The sequence below is a fragment of the Martelella mediterranea genome (genome assembly GCF_004342225.1).
Classification (GTDB): Bacteria; Pseudomonadota; Alphaproteobacteria; order Rhizobiales; family Rhizobiaceae; genus Martelella; species Martelella mediterranea_B.
In genome coordinates this window covers 45,286-64,275 of record NZ_SMAR01000023.1, presented here as the reverse complement: position 1 = coordinate 64,275, position 18,990 = coordinate 45,286, and the positions used below count along the sequence as shown (strand labels likewise).

Here is an 18,990-nt window from a genome sequence, read left to right as displayed (position 1 = left end):
AGCTGCTGCGTATCCGTTCAGGCCTTGAGCGAAGACGGTGGCCGATCACACTCTAACACGGTCCATGTTCCTTGCGGTTCATGACCAAGCCCCTAGCGATCCGACCACCGCCACTAACCGCCGCGTGGAAGGCGGCAGTCAGTGGCTCTTCTTCGCAGAAAAGCCGGGAAAAATCATAAGACAAGCGTCCTTTGTGCATCCGTTCGGATACACGAAGGACGATGCTGTAAGTGCAAAAAATGCCACCGCTTACGGAGCGCCGCTATGGATCGTCATAATGTCAACGCAGCAGGATCCGGGGCCGCAAATCCCAGGCCTCAGGATCAGCCGCCATCTACGCCGGCGCAGCCGTCACCGTCGCCGTCGACGGCTACAACCGGTCGGCGCGTTTCCCGGCCGCAAAGCCTGCCGCTTGGCACCACCGTTTTTCAGGCGAGGCAGAACGCCAGCGCATTGCCGCAGCCCCGGGCAGAGACAATCCCCGAGCAGGCGAACGGTGATACCGGACCGGGATACGAGATCGACGATCTCATTCCTGAAGCGTTGCGATCACCGGCCGGTCCGGTCGATCCCAGCTCTGAAGCGGCGCTGAACTTTGACGACAATGCGGGCCGGTCTGGCACCGCGCTTGCCCAACAACGCGTTGACGATCAGCCCGGCAGCGCTTGGGACCAGCTGTTTGCCGAAATATTTCCACGCAAGACAGCCGAACCAGCGTCTTCCATGCCAGGTGAAGGCTCGCAAGCCACCTCAGACAGACAGCCGCAAAATGCGGTTGAAACCTCACCTCAGCCATCGACGAGCTGGTATCCGATGGAAGGCAGACAGGAAACTGAGACCGCTGGCAACGAGTCAGGTTCGGTATCAAACGCTCACGAACGGTCTCATTCCGGTCCGTCGACGTCCAAAGCACTATTTGAAGCGAAAAATCTTGCGTCAACGTCAGCTTTTCGTGAAAGCCGAAAACCGAACCCGGACGGCTCCATAGCAGGGCAAAAGCGGCAAGGTGATGTTATCGCCGCCGGAACCAGTAAAACCCCGCGCCGCTCAAGTGCTGACGAAGTTAATGCCATTAACAACCTCCCTGAATTTAAAGAACTACAAAAAAAAACTCTCATTCGAAATAAAGCCTGAATCGATTAGATCGCTCTCCGGGATTGTGCCCCCGAAAGAGATTATATCTATCATTGGCAGAAAGACTTCAGCGCTCAACGCTCTCATTGGTCGGAGTGAGCGGATCAGCGCTTTCACTAATATTTCAACCATTTTGCGTGGTGCTGGAATACAGACCGAAACAACCCTGGAGAAACTTCTCGAAACCGTCGAAACTCAAAAGGAGACGCTGGATAAGCTGGACAACCTGGTCAGGCATTCTTGGAGGGGGCCAGCTTTTGGAAGTCTGTCAGCGATGTTGAGTGGTGCCGGAAGCAGGGGCCCGGCTGCTTTGAATGATGTCCTCGAAATCTTAGCAGGAAAAATGGACTTGCTGAGCAAACTGGAAAAACTGGTTGGCTCTGGCAAGGGCCACTCTGCCTTCAGCAGCATAGCAAGAGTTTTCTACTCCGCCGGGGCCACAACCCCAGAGCGCTTGCCCGGGTTCCTGAATGTTCTCGAAAAGCATGAGGAGAATCTTGGATATCTGGTTGGCCCAGGAAAGGCGTTCGCTGATCTCAACACACTTGTAAGGAAATTTGCTGGGCATGGAGCCGGCGCGGCGGCGGCGCGCAGGATGCAGGAGCTGATCGTCTCGTCTCTTCCTTCTGCTTCTCAGGGCACGGTTCCATCTAATAAAACTGGAATGCCCGGAACCGGCCAGTCTCACACTTAAGGGGACTCTTCCGGATCCGGAACACAGGTCCGATGCCAGCCAAGTACGCGAAGAAATTAAATGTATTTTTACAAAACAATATAAGTCTAAAATTTATTTTATATTTCAAAAATAATAATTTAATTAAAAAATACTATAATTTAATAATACAATATGCTCGATCAAAGTGCCGCGCAGTTTTGCAAAGCGGAAACAAACAAGGGGCAGGGGCTATGATCGAACCAGATTACACTTCTCAAAATACAGCAAGAACACGAGTTCCATTCCCGTCTGACCGCAGTGAATCTTTGGCCAGACGCAGAATGCCTCAACTTAACGCCCAGAATGACGGTGTGCATTCCGCGACGGCCGCACCATCCCGAACATATGTGGATGCATCACAAACAATAGAGCCGACACCGCAAAGCGATGACGAGGCCCGGCCAGGCCCGTCTGGAATCACACCGGAGCAACTCCAGAGAGCTGAACACGTATATAATGCCTCTCTCATGCGGCGTTCGGGCGGAGAAGGGGGCCTCGCATTGCAGGTCGTCGCTCCGCCTGCACCTGTGGTGGATGCGCAGGCAGGTGGTGCCAATGTTGAGGATGGCGATAATCCCGCGAAACACATTCAGAAGCTGATTGGTTTTGAAGGCGTAAAGCAACAAATCTTTTTTCAAAAAGTCAAAACGTTTGATGCGCAGAAGAGTATTGATTTACGCGAAGCGCTCAGCGTTATCGGCACCTATTTAAAAGCCGACAGCGCATCAAGGGCCAATATCGAGAAGCTGGAATACAAAGTATTCAACTGTATCGAAAACATCAAAAAGAACCGGAAAGATGTCGTCAATCTGCTCAATAAGCAGCAGAATCATAAAAAGGAATACTATCTGGATTTCCGGCATCATCTTGCCGGGAAAACGTCTGTGGGGCAGTTCTTTGCCCGAAGCGCCACGTCGTCGGTGCTCTCAAGCGTCATCGGGGCGGCATTGCAGTTCATGTATGCTGCAAATTCGGCAAATGGTTGTCAGGAGGCAGCGGAAACTATCCGACAACAGTCAAATGCGACGGATATCGGAACACTGGAGTGTAGAACCAGCGACTTCATTGGCAGCGCCTATCTTCCCGCGGATGCTTCCGCCGGTGTGGCGGTTGGTGCAGACTTCATCATCGGAATGAGTAGCGGTACGCTTTCAGGCATTGTATCGGGCAAGAACGAGCTGGACCTGCAGCAGCAAAATCGCCTGAACAGGCTGGAGCAGCGCGAAGGGGCGAGAACGACGTCACTCCAGAGAATGCTGAACACTGCGCACAATGTTGTATTGCCGCATCTCGTCAATGTTCTTGTTCGTGTTGTCCTTGATACTGGCATCAACTCCATCGCCGGTTCGGCGGGGGTGGTCGCGAACCTGGGACGTGCGACAGCCATTCATTCTGCGGCGGAAGGCGCCGATATGGCGATTGATATCGTCCGCGACGGCTTTTTCCATGATAGCAGTGAAGCCTCCAGATATTGGGGAAAGATTGCAGCCCAGATCATGCTTCCGGGCACGGCGTCCCAGGCAGTGCGCTCTGCCATTGATGGGGAGGGGCCGTCGGGCTATCTCAGAAATATTCTGTCCTACGGTATTGTAAGTAGTGCTTTGCGGAAAATTCCGAGCGTCACGCTTTATAACTGGCGGGAAAAGAACATTCCGGTTGATGAAAAGCAGGGGGCTTTGAACTTCCGCCTTTGCCTTCTCGTCGGCCAGTTGCTGGATGAGCTGGATCCGAACAAGCTGAAGGCGGCGATCAAGCCCTCGCGCAATCAGGCCGAGGATGAAGCAGCGCTGACCAGCGAGGTGGAGAATGCGCGCAAGCTGACTTTAAACCTTGTCAATCAACTGAGAAATACGATGCTGAAGACGCAGGAGGATAGCCCCGAATGCACACGGGCAACAGAAAGCCTTCATCAGGAGATTGAAGACCTGAACCGTTCCCCGGAATCTGACGTGGCATCGGCATCAACGCTCCGCCGCCGGAATGTTGCACGCAGCAACTCCTCTGCCGCACCGTCCGGAGTATCCAACCTGAGCCAGGCATTATCTGGTCGGGTTGACGCGACAACGCCGCGTGTTGTCAGTGCGCGTGATGTGGTCATCGAAATGAATGAACTGCCAGCCTCAGCTTCCGGATCGATGCGCGATACAACAGTTTCCGGCAAAAGGGCTCAGGCGGATATCTCATCCGCCAGCATTCAAAGCGACGACGATAATGCAAGCGTCTTTGACCGGCGCTTCTGATTGTGCGTTGCCTTGCCATAAGGAGACGGTCGGGGAGCCTCACACGACTTTCAATCGGAGATTTTTCGTATCCGTCTGAGAGCTGCGGCCTTGTGGCCATTTGTTGCCTTACTTTGGGAGCACGCTTCGCATCCACCGAACCGGAGGATATCCTGTGCTGTCAAAGATCGCTTTGGTCTCCTTTTCAGTGAGCGTGTTTTGCTTTCTGGCCTATCATGTCATCGGATCAAAAGTGGATGCCGCCGGTGTTCTCAGAGAGCCTTTCGGGCTCATCCCGATCGGATACCTGGCCCTGGGGGTGGGCCTTCTGGCGGCTTCGGCAAAAGCAGCCACGCTGATATATAGGATCATCCGACGTCTGTTTTCATGAGCCATGTCACCAGCCATGTCTCTGCCGTCATTGCTCGTACCTCCCTGACATTTACGTGGTGGGAACTTTTATCCGTGTAAAAGTACGAACAAGACTCGACATTGCCGGCGTTTTTCGACATGCTTGCTTAATCGTTTAAGCAAGATATGACCCGAATGCAGCAGCGCCCGCCCAAACTGACCGAGATCGCGGAACGGCTGGATATTTCCGCCGCAACGGTCTCCAATGCGCTTTCGGGCAAGGGGCGGGTGTCGGCGGATCTGGCAAAGCGGATACGGGAGATGGCTGACGAGCTTGGTTATGTGCCGAGCCTTTCGGCCCGCGCGCTGCGCACCGGGCTGACCGGCGTCATCGGTCTGGTTCTGCCGGATATCGGCAATCCGCTGTTTCCGCAGATCGCACAGGCGATTGAAAACGCGGCGACCGATGCGGGGCTTGGCGTTTTGATCGCGGATTCACGCGGCAGTATCAAAGCACAGACGGAAGCCATCCGGCATTTGAAGGATCACGGCGTGGACGGCATGATCGTGGTGCCGCGGCGCGGTACACGCGTCGGCGATATCGGTTGTCCGGTGGCGATGATCGATTCTCCTTCCACCCCGGGCAATACGGTTTCCGCCGATCACTGGGGCGGCGGTTTTCTTCTGGGCGAGCATCTGGCCGCCCTTGGTCACCGGAAAATCCTGCTGATCGGCAATCATCGCAATTCCATTGTTCAAAATGACAGGCTCGGCGGCGTGCGCGCAGCCCTTGCCGCCGCCACGACACAGACGATCTGGCTCGACAGCCCGTCAATGGCGTCAGGAGATGGGTTCGACGCGACGCATTGGTATGCGGATGGCTACACCGCCTTTGTGACGGTCTCCGACCTTCAGGCGCTGAATGTGCTCACCCATCTGCAAAATGCCGGGATCGGCGTTCCGGCCATGGCGTCGGTCTCCGGCTTTGACGATCTGATGTTTGCGAGCGTCGTCACCCCGGCGCTGACCACCGTGCGGATGGATATGCCCGCGGTTGCCGACATTGCGATTGCCGCGCTCAAACAGGCCATCGAAACGAGAGCTGCCGCCGACAGTCAGACCGTGAAGGCTGCCCGCGACCGCGTTCCCATGACCCTTGTCGTCCGCCGTTCAACCGGACCGACACAACAAGAAGAAGGCAAGAAGCCTGCTTTTACAAAAACCTCGGAAGGAGAACTTGACCGATGAAGAAACTGATGATGACCGCCACGGCAGCGGTTCTGGCGCTTTCGGCCGGAACCGCCTCAGCCGCCGACAAGACGCTGACGATTTCCGTTTATGCTTTCGCGCAGGATGCGTTCAAGGAGATCGTCTACGATCCCTTCGAGGAAATCTGCGATTGCGACATTGTCGTTGAAACCGGCAACAGCGTCGAGCGGCTGGCCAAGATGGAGGCCAACAAGCAGAGCCCCGTCGTCGATATGGCCGTCATGTCGATGGCCGATGCGCTTTCGGCCGCGCGCGCGGACCTGATCGCCGATATCGATTATGCGAAGCTTTCCAATTACGACAAGCTTTACGATATCGCCAAGGATCCGAATGGCGATGGCAAGAGCGTCGGCTACACCTTTTACGCCACATCGATCGCCTACCGCTCCGACAAGGTCTCGATCGACAGCTGGGAAGACCTGTTCAGTGATGAACTGGCTGGCCGTGTTGCGTTTCCCAATGTCACCACCAATCAGGGCCCGCCCTCCCTCTACATGCTTGGCAAAGCCATGGGGAACGACAATTACGATCTGAAGGCGCCGATTGATGCCGTGGCCGAACATCGCGACGATTTCGTGACCTTTTATGTGCGTTCTTCGCAGCTGGCGCAGCTGATGCAGCAGGAAGAAATCTGGGCAGCACCCATCGGCCGTTTCGCCTGGGGCCGGTTCACCGACATGGGCTTTCCCATCGCATGGGCAACCCCGAAGGAAGGCCAGACCGGCGGCCTCAATGTCATGGTCATGACCAAGGACAGCGGCAACAAAGATCTGGCCACGCAGTTCATGGATTTCTGGCTCTCCACCGATGTTCAGACCAAGCTTGCCGAGGCGCTGGTGGACAGCCCCGCCAACAAGGAGGTCGTGGTTTCCGACGCGGTTGCCAACAATCTGACCTATGGCGCGGAAACGGCTGACAACCTCCATCTTCTGCCCTCCGACGTTCTGCTGGATAACCGCGATATGTGGCTTGAACAGTGGAATGAAAAAGTCGGCCAGTAAGACTGGCTGAAACCGGCAGACCTTGTCCCATCCGGGTTTGCCTGTGCACGGCGGCGTTTGCGCCGCCGTGCTGTTCCAGAGCGTTTCCAGGAAAAGTGGATACCGGTTCTCCGTCCGGAAACGCTTAAAAAAGATAGAGCGCTTTCGCGATTCGGAGAAACGCGGAAGCGCGCTAGAAGAGAAAGTTACCTCATGTTTCAAAGCCGCGTTGAGGCCATGGCGCTTGTCCTGCCAGCCGCCCTTTTCGCCGGAGTGGTGTTTCTGGTTCCGGTCGTGGTGCTTTTGGCGCAGGGCGTGCATATCGACGGCCAGTGGACGCTTTCGGCCTATGCCGATTTCTTCTCGAAATCGCTGAACCGCACCGTCTTCTTCCGCACGCTGAGACTGGCCGCGCTGGTGACCGTCATTGCCGCCATCATCGGCTATGCCGCGGCCTATGCCACGGTCAGCCTGCCGGAGAGAAGCAAGGGCCGGATGATCGGGCTGATCGTGCTGCCGCTGATGATTTCGCCGGTGGCGCGCACCTATGCCTGGATCGTGCTTCTGGGGCGCACAGGCATCATCAACAAGGCGCTGGTCAGCATCGGGCTTTCGGACGAGCCGATCCGCTTTCTCTTTACCGAAACAGCCGTCACCATCGGCCTGCTGCAGCTTTTCCTGCCGCTGATGATCATTGCGCTGATTTCCGCGCTGGAAAACATGCCGCGCGATGCTGTACCCGCCGCTCGGGTTCTGGGCGCCAACTGGTTTCAGGTGTTCTGGAAGGTGATCCTGCCGCTCACCCGCGAAGGTCTGGTGATCGGCGGAACGCTGGTCTTCACCGGTTCCATGACCGCCTATATCACGCCGGCCATTCTCGGTGGCTCCAAGGTGCTGATGCTGGAAACGCTGCTTTATCAGCGCGTGACCGTCGCCAATGATCTGGTTTCGGCCAGTGTGATTGCGTTCATCCTGATGGCCATGGCCTTTTCCGCCAACTTCCTGCTCAAGAAAATCGCATCCGCACGAGGTGGCAAATGAGATCGAAATTCTTCATTTTCCTGCCGCTGGCCCTGACGCTCATTTTTCTGATCGGCCCGTTCATCGTCATCGTCATGGCGGGTCTTTCATCCGGCAACAATCTGGCCTTTCCGCCGCCGGGCCTTTCACTCAAATGGGTGATCAAGGTCTTCTCGGTCGAGAGCTTCCGCGACAGCTTCGCCATGTCGATGTTTCTGGCGATCTTCGGCACGCTGGCGGCGCTGATCCTCGGCATTCCGGCGTCCTATGCCATGTCGCGCTACAAGGTGCCGGGTGCGGAAACCGTGCGGCTGATCGTCTCCTCGCCGATCATCGTTCCCGGCATTATCGTGGGTCTGGCACTGTTGCGCTATTTCGTTGTTCCGCTGTCGCTGTCGATCACGCTGGCGCTGTTCGTCGCCCATACCGCGCTGATCCTGCCCTATGCGGTGCGTGTCGTTTCGGCGAGCCTCAACAATCTGCGTTCCGATATCGAAGAGGCCGCGATCCTGCTGGGCGCGAGCCGGGCAGGGGCGTTTTTCCGCGTCGTGCTGCCCAATATTCGCGGCGGCGTGCTCTCGGCCTTCATTCTCGGCTTCGTGACGAGTTTCAATCAGGTGCCGGTGTCGCTGTTCCTGTCGGGGCCGGGCGTTCGTACGCTGCCCATCGACATGATCGGCTATATGGAAACCACCTACGATCCATCCGTCGCCGCACTCGCCGCGCTTCTTGCTTTCCTCTCGATCGGCATTGTGTTTGTCGCCGAGCGTTTTCTGGGCTTTACCCGCTATGTCTGACCAAACTCTGCTTTCTCTCAACAACCTGACGCTGTCCTATGGCAAGAACACGGTCGTTGACCGTTTGAACCTTGAGATCGAAAAGGGCGAACTGATCGCGCTTCTCGGGCCTTCGGGTTGCGGCAAGACGACGACCATGCGCGCCATTGCCGGGCTGATGACGCCGTCCGGCGGCGAGATCGTTCTGGATGGCCGCGACGTCACCCGCGTTCCGCCGAACAAACGCGAGGTCGGGCTGATGTTTCAGTCCTATGCGCTTTTCCCCCATCTTTCGGTGTTTGAAAACGTTGCTTTCGGGCTGAAACTGAAGGGTATGCGCGGTTCGGATCTTTCCGCTCGCGTCGGTGAAGGTCTGAGCGCCGTCGGCCTTGGCGATTACGCCGACCGTCGGCCCGCCGATCTTTCCGGCGGTCAGCAGCAGCGCGTGGCCCTTGCCCGCTCGCTGGTGATGGATCCGAAAGTGCTGCTTCTCGATGAGCCGCTTTCCAACCTCGATGCGCGTCTCAGACTTGAAATGCGCACCGAGCTTCAGCGGGTGCAAAAGGCCAACGACCTGACCATGGTGTTCGTGACCCACGACCAGTCGGAGGCGCTGTCGCTGGCCGATCGGATCGTGGTGATGAAAGATGGCGCCATCGAACAGCTCGGAACGCCGGAGGATATCTATAACCGTCCCGAATCCGCCTTCGTTGCCGATTTCGTTGGCTTCGAAAACATTTTCACGGTTGAAACGGGCAAGCTCAAAGGCAAGGGCGAGGCCTTCACGCTTCCCGAGGCGCTTCCTGCGGGTGCAAAAGGTCTGGCATGGCGGCCGCGTTTCGTGCGCCTTGGCGAAGGGGCATTTTCGGGTACGGTGATCGGCGCTGCCTTTGTGGGCCAGATGCGTGAATATGTGCTGGAAACACCGCTTGGTCAGATCAAGGTGGATGTCGATGCCAGCGCACCGGCGCACAGTCTTGGCCAGCAACTCGCCTTCGATCTTCGGGTCGAAGACGCCGTTATCCTGAAGCGATAGGCGGCGATCATGGGCGTCTGGATCGACACGGATATGGGGTTTGACGACATCGCCGCCATCCTCACCGTTCAGGCAAGCGGTGAGAAGATCGATGGCCTGTCGCTGACCTTCGGCAACACGACACTGGCGAAGGTCTGCAGCAATGCCGCGGCCGCGGCAAAGGTTTTCGACTGGATCTTCCCGATCCATGCCGGGGCTGACCGCGCCGTTATGGGGGCGGTGGAAACCGCAGCCTCGATCCTCAGCGATGCCGGCATGCCGACGGCGGGTCTCAGTCTGCCGGAAGCGACCCTTCCGCCATCCGGTCCGACCTTCGTTGCCCTTTGCAACTGGCTTTCGAAGGATGACGGGCCGAAGCGCATTCTGGCACTTGGGCCTTTGACCAATCTTGCTACGCTTTGTCTGGCGCGGCCCGACCTTGCAGGCCGGATCAGCGAGATTTTATGGATGGGCGGTGGCGTGACCAGCGGCAACCACACCGCTTCCGCCGAGTTCAACGCGCTGGCTGACCCGGAAGCGGCTTCAATCGTGCTTTCGCGTGGCGTTCCCTTTGTCATGGCCGACCTCGATTTTTGCCGCAAGGTCACGATCAATGCCGACGATGTGGCCGCACTTCGGGCTCAGAAGGGGCAGAATGCGCCGCTTCTGGCCGACCTGACAGACGGTTTTCTAAATATTGCCGCTAGGCGCGGTCGCAACGAAATGGCGTTTTTTGATCCTGCGGCGGCAGTGGCTTTTTGTCACTCGTCGCTTGTTTCCTTGCAGCCGGTGCATCTGGCCTTTGAAACGGCCGGACACATCACACGCGGCCGCAGTGTTGTTGAAACCCGCGCCCACAAGCTGGCCCCGGAGGCGGGATTCAACGCCTCGATCATCACCGAGGTTGATGCCAATGCCGCGCATGACACGATCATGGGCGCATTGCTGGCGGAGGCACGGCGATGAAAAGCATTGACGATCCCGCCATGCGCGCAGCAGCGGTTGAGGCCGCCCGTGGTGGGCGGCCATTCGACCTTCTGATTTCCGGCGGTACGCTGGTGGATGTGGCAACCGGCGAGTTGCGAAGGGCCGATATCGGCATCATCGGACCACTGATCGCAGCCGTTTTGCCGCAGGGTGCCCGCAGCGATGCTGCGCAGCGGATCGACGCCAGCGGCATGTTCGTTTCACCGGGCCTCATCGACATGCACATGCATGTCGAAAGCTCGATGGTGACGCCTGCGACCTATGCCAGAGCCGTTCTGCCGCGCGGCGTGACGACCATTGTCTGGGATCCGCATGAACTGGCCAATGTCGCCGGTGTTCCTGCTGTCGATTGGGCGATTGATGCTGCCCGTGAGTTGCCGCTGGAGGCGATCATTCTGGCGCCATCCTGCGTGCCCTCAGCGCCGGGGCTGGAACGCGCTGGCGCGAATTTCGGACCGGAATCAATTGCTGCACTTCTTGAAAGACCGGAAATCGGCGGCATTGCCGAAGTGATGAATATGGAGGGGGTCATTTCCGGCAGTCCGCGCATGAGCGGCATCGTCAATGCCGGACTTGCAGCTAAAAAACCTGTTTTCGGCCACGCCCGCGGATTATCCGGCGACAGGCTTTCCGCCTTCATGAGTGCCGGGGTTTCATCCGATCATGAGCTGACCTCGGGCGATGATCTTCTGGAAAAACTGCGGGCCGGGCTGACAATCGAGCTGCGCGGTTCGCACCCATATCTGTTCGATGGCTTTATCGCGGCGCTGAAAACCCTTCCGGTCTGGCCGCAGACGCTGACGCTGTGCACCGACGACGTCTTCCCGGACGATCTTCTGGAACAGGGCGGGCTGGATGCCCTGATCCGCGCGTTGGTCGCAGGTGGCCTGTCACCGGTTCAGGTTTTGCAGGCGGCCACGCTGAACGCGGCGCGGCGTCTGAACCGAACCGATCTCGGGCTCATCGCCGCAGGACGGCGCGCCAATATCGCGATTTTCGAGGATCTTGAGACATTTTCAACGCGTCATGTCATCGTGGATGGCAAGGTCATCGCCTCTGACGGGCGCCTCAATGCTGCCGTTTCCGATCATCCTTCGGACATGCTCAAGGGCTCCATGAAGGTCGAGCCGCTTTCACCGGATGATTTCCGGGTGAAGGCCGAGGGGTCGCGCGTCGAGGTCGCCACCATCGACCAGCCGCGGTTTACCCGCTGGGGCAAGGCCGAAGCGGATGTGCAGAACGGATTTGTATGTCCGCCAGACGGTGCAACGCTGATCAGCGTCGTCCACCGTCACGGTCAAGCCGCAGAGAAGCCGAAAACCGGGTTTCTGCGTGGATGGGGAGAATGGCGGGGCGCATTCGCAACCACGGTTTCGCACGACAGCCATAACCTCACAGTGTTCGGCCAGAACCCGGAAGATATGGCGGTGGCGGCCAATGCGCTGATCGAGAGCGGTGGCGGCATGGTCGTTGTCGAAAACGGCAAGGTGAAAGCATTGCTTGCCCTGCCGCTGCTGGGCCTGATCTCCGATGCATCGCTTGAAGATGTTGCCCGCGATTTCGAGGCCGTGCGCAAGGCTGCCGGAACAATCGTTGACTGGGAGCCGCCCTATCTCAGCTTCAAGGCGCTGGTGGGCGCAACGCTTGCCTGCAATGCCGGACCGCATCAGACCGATATGGGCATCGCCGATGTTGAAACCGGCACTGTGCTGGAAAGCCCGGTCTTGCGGCAGCTCGTCTAAGCGGTTTTGACGGGCAGCTCGGTCTCTGTCAGCCGCACCCAGTAGGCCGCGCCGTAGCCGATGGCGTCATCGTTGAAGTCATAGGCCGTGTTGTGGTGCAGTGCGCCGTCCACGGCCGGGCCGTTGCCAAGCCAGACATAGCAGCCCGGCACTTCATGACCGAAAAAGGCAAAATCGTCGCCGGCCGTTGAGGGCGGAAAGGCCGTGCGCACTTTCTCACCGAAGACGGTTTCGGCCGCCTGCAGCGCCGTTTGCGTCGGCTCCGTCGCATTGACGACCGGCGGAATGCGGCGAATGAACCGATAATCCGCCTCAATGCCGAAAGAGGCCGCCATGCCGTGGGCCAGCCGTCCGATTTCCTCTTCCAACTGATCGCGTGTTTCGGGCGAATAGGCGCGCGCCGTGCCGCCAATCTTCACAATATCGGGAATCACGTTCAGCGCATTCGGATCACCGGCTTCGACCGAACAGGCCGAGACGACCGCAGGCTGAAGCGGATCGACCACCCGTCCGACAATCGTCTGCAGCGCCGCGATGAAATGGCCGGAAGCCGTCACCGGATCACGCCCGAGATGCGGCTTTGCGCCGTGGGTGCCGGTGCCCCTGAACGTAACGCGCCAGCTGTCGGAGGAGGCAAGTTGCGGGCCTTCCACCACGGCCATCTCATCGACCGCAAGACCCGGCATATTGTGCAACCCATAAACAGCATCGCAGGGAAACAGCTTGAAAAGCCCGTCCTCGACCATCTTCTTCGCACCGCCGCGGCCTTCTTCGGCGGGCTGAAAAATGAAATGAACCGTGCCGGAAAAGTCTTTCGTCCGTGCCAGATAGCGGGCCGCCGCCAGCAGCATCACCGTATGTCCGTCATGGCCGCAGGCATGCATCTTGCCTTCGACGGTGCTTTTATAGGGCCGGTCCGCCGTTTCCGGCATGGCGAGCGCGTCCATGTCCGCCCTCAGCCCGATCGCCCGGTTGCCGTCGCCAGCCTTCAGCGTGCCGACGACTCCCGTGCCGCCCAGCCCGCGATGAACTGCAATCCCGTCTTCGGCGAGCAACTTCGCCACAATCTCACTGGTCCGTGTCTCTTCGAATCCAAGCTCGGGATGAGCGTGCAGGTCCTGCCGCAGCGACCGCCAGAAGACGTGATCACTCATGATCTCGGAAAGCACCGATGTCGCGCGTTTGTCCTGTACAGTCATCCTCTTAAAAGCCTTTCGGAACGTTGCTTCAGATTGCGGAACATATGTACGGTCTAAAACGCTTTTTACGCGGTATCAATCCGCATTCATGAATCGTTTTGTTCGGCCAATCTTACATGAAACTGATCGCCGCTAAAGCGCAGCGTGCTGTCATAACGTGCCGTAAGCGCAAGCTTCTGACTATTAAGAAAATCAAATCCAAGTTCAGAAACTCAGCACGTATTCATAGTTAAAACATTGAATTTATATTCTAAATTAGGAGACTAGCGTTTGACCGGCCCCACTTCGTTATCGCAAAATGATTGTAATGCGCAGCAATATCCAGCCGACACGACACAGCCAAGGGTCGCTGTTCGGGATCTGATCGTGGCCTGGGAAACAGGATCGAACAGAAGGCGCGAGACAGGGGCTGACCGCTCGGTTCGTCAGGGTGGGGACAGGCAGGCCGCAGCACCTCCACTTTCAAGTATTCTCGTTCCCGCATCCGCGCCTTTAGTAAATGCGCGGCAAAGCGCTGCCGTTTCGGCCGAAAGATCGCAGTCTTCGGCTTTTCATCCATCCGCTGTCTCATCGGCTGATCATGCAAGTCAGAGACTTGTCGATGACCTGTTTGCCTGGGCGCAGCAGGGTGAACAATATGCGCAGGTTGCAGATCGATTGCTGGCCGATCATTTGCGGCCGTCATGCGATCCGGGTATCCGGTCGCTGGATGTTTCAGGGCTCGATAACCTGCCGCACTGCATCAATTCATTCGGCAGCATCCGCAGCATTACCACCGACAGGCTGCGCCTGCCCGATAATATTGATCGTATGCAACAGCTTGAAGAACTGAATATTGTCTGCTCGTCCAATGCGGCAGAGCAGAGATCTGACCGTTTCCCGTCATTGGTCAGCCTGCTTCCCGGTTTGCGTACGCTGAAAATTCAGAATTCGGCTCTGGAGGCCCTGCCTTCTGAAATCACGAGGCTGCCAAACCTTGAATCACTGACGCTCAACGGAAACCGCAATCTGCAGAGCCTGCCTGAAACTATCGGAAGCATGCAGTCGCTTTTGGCGCTCAATCTCAACAACAACAATATTCAGGCCTTGCCGGAAACGATCGGTCGCCTTTCACACCTGTCCTGGCTGGAAGCGGATGGGAACCGATTGCAATCACTGCCGCAAAGCATCACCGCATTGCAGCGTCTGCACTATATCTCGCTGAATGCCAACCGGCTGACAGCCCTTCCGGATGGGCTTTCCGCGATGCGCAGGCTTACGGATTTTTATGCTGAGGGAAACCAGCTTGACGAGCGAACGAGCCGATCTGCGGTAAGCGGTATCAGAAACGTTCGGATCGACTATGTTGAGCGTGAACCTTCTCCTCCGCCCCGTGTTATTCATCACAGAAGTCCAGCAACGGATTGGGGTCTAAACCGCAGGTCGGCAAGTGCACCACGCTGGTCATCTGGTCTGTCACAGGCTGTTACCGGCCAGGGGGAGGTTCGCCGCAATGGCAGAATCCCGACTGCATCTGCGGTGAGGCATATTCGCCCGTGGCTTGATGCGCTCGATCAGCCATTGTCATCCGAAGCGTCCCGTAAGCTTGAAGAAATGACGCTGACAAGCGCTTTCAAGATGCTCTTGTTCCGCCTTGGACACATTCCACATGACAGAACAAATACGCACCGTCCGATTCTGGCGCGACGGGTTGTTTCTCTTCTGGAAAAAATGGCCAACGACGCAGAACTCAAAAAACGTCTGGAGAACTACTGTGCGGAACTGAACCCGGCCAATGCGTGCACGGACTATGTTATTACGAACTTTGACAGCCTTCAACGCGCGGCCAAGCATCATATGCTTGCCAAGGATCACTCTCATCAGGGGATGTCTGATTTCGCTCAATATCTGGTGCGTTGTCATCGGCTTGCAAAGGTTGACAAGCTAGCGCACGAAGCCATTGCCAGTCTTCGCCGGGGGTACATGGGAGCCGGCGTCACATCGACGATGTTGAGGAGCTTCTTCAGATCCGGCTCGCTCTGCAGAGCAGGCTTGATTTGCAACTCGATTTTGACCGTGCTGATACCCGTTGGACGCAGCTCGCCCGCGTTAGCCAGAAAACGGTTCGTGAAATTGGCGACAAGGTTCTCAAAGAAACCAGCACGCCTGAGCAGCAACTCGCTTTACTTGCTTCTGATCCTGAGTGGCGGCGGGTTATTGACGAAATGGATGATGAAATGGGAGCGGGCGCAAAAGCGCGTCGTCAGGAGGCAAGCGCCGCGCTTATGGATCAATATGATAATCTTGAAGATCCTGGCTTCACGCTTGGAATTGAGGCGATCAATAACCGGTTTTACGAGGATGCGACGCGGGAATTCGTTCAGCAAAACGCATAAAGCGCAAGTAATCTGACAACCTCTCACAAAGCAGGGCGGTGGTGCGGTGCGGCGCGAATAGCGCCGCCGCCGTTCTTCACAAAAGGCATGTCTGAAAAATCGTCCGAAATGCAGAGAAGGTTAAAAATAAACCATTTATAATTGTGGAGTGGGCACGGTTTTTGGTCGCTCATTCCGGTCGGAATTTTACGATATAGTCTTGAATTAAAATGAATTTTAAGAGGGTTTTGTCTTGAACTCCGCTGTCGGCCCGGCGTTTTCCGCCTGATGCCTTCTGCACGGCCACATTGTATCCCCAAAACAGCCGGAATCATAACCTCAACTTCTGGCATAGCTCTGCCAGAGCGATTGATATGATCCCAAGGAGAGGCAATGAGATTGACCACGACACTCAGCGCATTGTCGGCGCTGACCCTGATGACCGGCATTTTTGCTCAACCCTATGCGGCCAGAGCCGAGGCAACACGAGAAGAAAACCGGTGGATACGACAGGAGGACCAGGCCGAAGACAGCATTCTGGCCATTTCAGACAAGATTGTTGAGGCACTGGAGCTTGATATCCCGGCAACCATGATGGAGTTGGATAACGGCCTCAGGCTTGTCGTGAATGAAGACCATTCACAGCCTCTGGTCGCGGTCAGTATCTGGTATCATGTTGGCTCGAAGAATGAACCGCCTGGCAAAACCGGCTTTGCGCACCTGTTTGAACACTTGATGTTCAATGGTTCGGAGAACTTCAATGACGATTTCTTCAAGGCAACCAGAAAAATCGGGGCGACAGATCTGAACGGAACAACATCCAACGATCGCACAAACTATTTTGAAACCGTCCCGAAAAATGCTCTGGATTCAATCTTGTGGCTTGAAAGCGACCGGATGGGGCACCTTCTTGAGGCGATCGATCAGGCCAAACTCGATGAGCAGCGCGCGGTTGTCAAAAATGAAATGCGACAAGGGGAGAATGAGCCCTATGGCAAAGCGTTCGATCTCACATTTACTGCCGGCGTGCCTTACGGTCATCCGTATCAACACCCGGTGATTGGTTCGGTAGAGGATCTGGATGCGGCGACGCTGGAGGATGTGAAGGCCTGGTTCAGGGACTATTATGGCCCGTCTAATGCGGTGATCGTCCTTTCAGGCGATATCACGCCCGAAGATGCGCGCCAGCGCGTCGAGAAGTATTTCGGCAATATTCCTGCCGGAAAGCCCGTTGCAGCGATCAAGCAATGGCCGGTGAAAATGAACGCTTCGATACGCGAAGTGATCGAGGATGAGGTGTCTCACCCGCGTCTGTTCGAGGTCTGGAATGCACCCGCCTACACAGATGAGGATGTCGCATACCTCAAAGTTCTGGCGCGAATTTTGGGGGAGGGCAAGAACAGCCGTCTTTACAAGCGCCTTGTTGTGGAAGACGCACTGGCCACCGATGTTTCCGCCTTTGTGTATGCGCGCGAACTGGGGAGCCAGTTTCAAATCGATGTGACCGTCAAGACAGACGCTGACCGCGACCGGGTTGAGGAAATCGTCGACGAAGAACTGACATTGCTGAACACATTCGGGCCAACCGATGAAGAGCTGGCCTATGTCCGTTCATCAGAACTTTCAACGCTGGCGCGCTATCTGGACGATCTGTGGTTCAAAGCCGATTTGCTGAATGAAAGTGTAACATTTTATGGCCATCCGGATGGCTGGCAACAGGAGGTTTCCGCATTTAAATCGGCAGACAGTGGTGATATCAAACGGGTTGGTCAGACTTGGCTAACAGGGCCAAACTATACACTTTGGGCACTGCCGTTCGGCGATCATTCTGTTTCGGGCAAAGAAGCGGACCGTTCTGCCATGCCGATGCCAGAGGGCATGGTGACAGCGCGTTTCCCGGAGATTGAGAGAGCAACGCTCGAAAATGGCCTGGAGCTGGTCGTCGCCCATCGCGATGGCGCGCCGATTGTCGATTTCACAATGCTGTTCGAGACCGGGCCGGAGGCATCCTGGAAGCAGACCCTCCCGGGAACGGGTCAGGCGGCGGTTAAGCTTCTGGCAAACGGCACAGACAATATGAGCCGGGAAGAGATCAATCAGACGCTGGGACTGCTCGGCGCAAACCTTGAAACCGATGGCAGTGACAGCCAAAGCCAGATTTCACTTTCAGCCATGAAGAGCGGCGTGGCTGAAAGTCTGGCGGTTTATGCCGATGTCATCATGCATCCGTCGTTCCCGCCAGACGAAATCGCCCGTATCAGAGCGCTGGCACTGGATGAACTGGCACAGGTAAAAGACGATCCGTTCGACGCAGTGAACAGGCTCACCCCGGCGGCTGTGCTGGGTCATGCGAACCCTTACGGACGGCTGGCGACTGAGGCTTCAATCGAAGGCACAGACCGGAGCGCAATTGAGCAGTTTCACGACACATGGTACCGCCCGAACAATGCCAAACTGATCGTTACGGGCGATACGAACCTGTCTGAAGTGCAACCGCTTGTCGAAGAGGCCTTCCGGACGTGGAGTAATCAGCCTGTCCCGGACATCATCGTGCCGGAGGAGGCAAACCCGGCCAAGGCGATGGTCTACCTCGTCGACAGGCCTGGCGCCGTTCAAAGCATGATCAGGGCCACTGTCACAGCGCCCGCCTTCTCAGAAAAGGATGAGGAGGCCCGCATCATCTTCAACAGCGTCATCGGCGGGGATTTTGTATCCCGCGTGAACATGAAGCTGCGCGAGGAGAAAGGGTGGTCATACGGGGCATGGAGCGGTTTCGGAGGGCCGGAGGGTGGCCGACTGTTTTCGACAACCGCGCCTGTTCAATCCGATAAAACGGCTGACGCCATGTCCGAGATGGCGGCAATTCTTCAGGGTGTTATTTCGGATCAGCCGGTTGCCGATAATGAAGTTAAGGAGGCCAGAGAACAGGAAATACTGAGCTTGCCGGGGCTCTGGTCAAGCAATCAGGGTATCTCCAATTATATTGCCTACCGGCTTCAAAATGACCTGCCCGATGACTTTTATGATGACTACGCGGAAAAACTCGCAGGCGTTGCTACTTCAGCGGTGAACAAGGCTGCACAGGCTATGCTGGGCGACAAACCGCTGACCTGGATCGTCATCGGCGACCGGGCAAAGATCGAAGATGATATCGAGGCGCTGGAACTGGGAGACCTTCATATCATTGATGCCGACGGCAACCCTGTCCAATAGACGATGCAAGAGCCTG

At 56.8% G+C, this 18,990-nt stretch carries 15 protein-coding genes and 1 pseudogene; 14 read left to right on the top strand and 2 right to left on the bottom strand.

Translation table 11 applies throughout. The annotated features are described in order from the left end of the window. Positions 1-543: 543 nt before the first annotated feature. The 11 genes from EDC90_RS14140 to EDC90_RS14090 all read left to right on the top strand — a co-directional run bounded on the left by EDC90_RS14140 (position 544) and on the right by EDC90_RS14090 (position 12,208). Complete coding sequence (locus tag EDC90_RS14140) at positions 544-1,134, top strand: hypothetical protein (RefSeq protein WP_165972844.1); 591 nt, start codon at positions 544-546, stop codon at positions 1,132-1,134. After that, complete coding sequence (locus tag EDC90_RS14135; protein WP_132312757.1) at positions 1,067-1,828, top strand: hypothetical protein; 762 nt, start codon at positions 1,067-1,069, stop codon at positions 1,826-1,828. Before EDC90_RS14140 ends, EDC90_RS14135 begins: the two co-directional genes overlap by 68 nt. Positions 1,829-1,860: 32 nt before the next feature. Then, the gene (locus tag EDC90_RS14130) at positions 1,861-4,089 is read left to right on the top strand and encodes a hypothetical protein (protein WP_132312755.1); all 2,229 of its coding nucleotides are present in this window, start codon (positions 1,861-1,863) and stop codon (positions 4,087-4,089) included. A gap of 154 nt (positions 4,090-4,243) precedes the next feature. Continuing rightward, positions 4,244-4,459, top strand: coding sequence for a DUF3955 domain-containing protein (locus tag EDC90_RS14125; protein WP_132312753.1), 216 nt, complete (start codon positions 4,244-4,246; stop codon positions 4,457-4,459). Between the two features lie 155 nt (positions 4,460-4,614). Continuing rightward, positions 4,615-5,667, top strand: coding sequence for a LacI family DNA-binding transcriptional regulator (locus tag EDC90_RS14120; RefSeq protein WP_132312751.1), 1,053 nt, complete (start codon positions 4,615-4,617; stop codon positions 5,665-5,667). Next, positions 5,664-6,689 (top strand): ABC transporter substrate-binding protein, encoded by a 1,026-nt coding sequence (locus EDC90_RS14115; RefSeq protein ID WP_132312749.1) that lies wholly within the window; start codon positions 5,664-5,666, stop codon positions 6,687-6,689. The genes EDC90_RS14120 and EDC90_RS14115 overlap by 4 nt, the downstream gene beginning before the upstream one ends. Before the next feature lie 192 nt (positions 6,690-6,881). Further along, positions 6,882-7,709 (top strand): ABC transporter permease, encoded by an 828-nt coding sequence (locus EDC90_RS14110; protein ID WP_132312747.1) that lies wholly within the window; start codon positions 6,882-6,884, stop codon positions 7,707-7,709. Continuing rightward, complete coding sequence (locus EDC90_RS14105; protein WP_132312745.1) at positions 7,706-8,485, top strand: ABC transporter permease; 780 nt, start codon at positions 7,706-7,708, stop codon at positions 8,483-8,485. Before EDC90_RS14110 ends, EDC90_RS14105 begins: the two co-directional genes overlap by 4 nt. Continuing rightward, entirely contained in the window at positions 8,478-9,500 is a 1,023-nt protein-coding gene (locus EDC90_RS14100; RefSeq protein WP_132312743.1) for an ABC transporter ATP-binding protein, read from the top strand. The genes EDC90_RS14105 and EDC90_RS14100 overlap by 8 nt, the downstream gene beginning before the upstream one ends. A 9-nt stretch (positions 9,501-9,509) precedes the next feature. Then, positions 9,510-10,445 (top strand): nucleoside hydrolase, encoded by a 936-nt coding sequence (locus EDC90_RS14095; RefSeq protein ID WP_132312741.1) that lies wholly within the window; start codon positions 9,510-9,512, stop codon positions 10,443-10,445. Further along, entirely contained in the window at positions 10,442-12,208 is a 1,767-nt protein-coding gene (locus tag EDC90_RS14090) for an adenine deaminase (RefSeq protein WP_132312739.1), read from the top strand. Before EDC90_RS14095 ends, EDC90_RS14090 begins: the two co-directional genes overlap by 4 nt. On the opposite strand, the gene EDC90_RS14085 is transcribed toward EDC90_RS14090, so the two are convergent. Further along, entirely contained in the window at positions 12,205-13,362 is a 1,158-nt protein-coding gene (locus EDC90_RS14085; protein ID WP_132312763.1) for a M20 aminoacylase family protein, read from the bottom strand. The two genes, EDC90_RS14090 and EDC90_RS14085, sit on opposite strands and share 4 nt — an antisense overlap. Before the next feature lie 855 nt (positions 13,363-14,217). Here EDC90_RS14085 and EDC90_RS21560 point away from each other — a divergent pair. Together EDC90_RS21560 and EDC90_RS21555 are read left to right on the top strand one after the other, a co-directional pair. Then, positions 14,218-15,372 (top strand): annotated as a pseudogene (locus tag EDC90_RS21560) (leucine-rich repeat domain-containing protein); the annotation flags it as partial. Between the two features lie 71 nt (positions 15,373-15,443). Beyond that, positions 15,444-15,782, top strand: coding sequence for a hypothetical protein (locus tag EDC90_RS21555; protein ID WP_432420011.1), 339 nt, complete (start codon positions 15,444-15,446; stop codon positions 15,780-15,782). Between the two features lie 23 nt (positions 15,783-15,805). Here EDC90_RS21555 and EDC90_RS14075 read toward each other — a convergent pair whose 3' ends face one another. Next, the gene (locus EDC90_RS14075) at positions 15,806-16,114 is read right to left on the bottom strand and encodes a hypothetical protein (RefSeq protein ID WP_132312735.1); all 309 of its coding nucleotides are present in this window, start codon (positions 16,112-16,114) and stop codon (positions 15,806-15,808) included. Positions 16,115-16,154: 40 nt separating this feature from the next. Between EDC90_RS14075 and EDC90_RS14070 the strand changes: the two genes are divergently transcribed. Further along, complete coding sequence (locus EDC90_RS14070) at positions 16,155-18,974, top strand: M16 family metallopeptidase (protein ID WP_132312733.1); 2,820 nt, start codon at positions 16,155-16,157, stop codon at positions 18,972-18,974. Positions 18,975-18,990: the final 16 nt, after the last annotated feature.

Coding starts and splice junctions, on each gene's coding strand:
- EDC90_RS14135 (WP_132312757.1), top strand. CDS start 1,067: ATGCCATTAACAACCTCCCTGAATTTAAAGAACTACAAAAAAAAACTC.
- EDC90_RS14130 (WP_132312755.1), top strand. CDS start 1,861: ATGCCAGCCAAGTACGCGAAGAAATTAAATGTATTTTTACAAAACAAT.
- EDC90_RS14120 (WP_132312751.1), top strand. CDS start 4,615: ATGCAGCAGCGCCCGCCCAAACTGACCGAGATCGCGGAACGGCTGGAT.
- EDC90_RS14115 (WP_132312749.1), top strand. CDS start 5,664: ATGAAGAAACTGATGATGACCGCCACGGCAGCGGTTCTGGCGCTTTCG.
- EDC90_RS14110 (WP_132312747.1), top strand. CDS start 6,882: ATGTTTCAAAGCCGCGTTGAGGCCATGGCGCTTGTCCTGCCAGCCGCC.
- EDC90_RS14105 (WP_132312745.1), top strand. CDS start 7,706: ATGAGATCGAAATTCTTCATTTTCCTGCCGCTGGCCCTGACGCTCATT.
- EDC90_RS14100 (WP_132312743.1), top strand. CDS start 8,478: ATGTCTGACCAAACTCTGCTTTCTCTCAACAACCTGACGCTGTCCTAT.
- EDC90_RS14095 (WP_132312741.1), top strand. CDS start 9,510: ATGGGCGTCTGGATCGACACGGATATGGGGTTTGACGACATCGCCGCC.
- EDC90_RS14090 (WP_132312739.1), top strand. CDS start 10,442: ATGAAAAGCATTGACGATCCCGCCATGCGCGCAGCAGCGGTTGAGGCC.
- EDC90_RS14085 (WP_132312763.1), bottom strand. CDS start 13,362: ATGAGTGATCACGTCTTCTGGCGGTCGCTGCGGCAGGACCTGCACGCT.
- EDC90_RS14075 (WP_132312735.1), bottom strand. CDS start 16,114: ATGCCAGAAGTTGAGGTTATGATTCCGGCTGTTTTGGGGATACAATGT.
- EDC90_RS14070 (WP_132312733.1), top strand. CDS start 16,155: ATGAGATTGACCACGACACTCAGCGCATTGTCGGCGCTGACCCTGATG.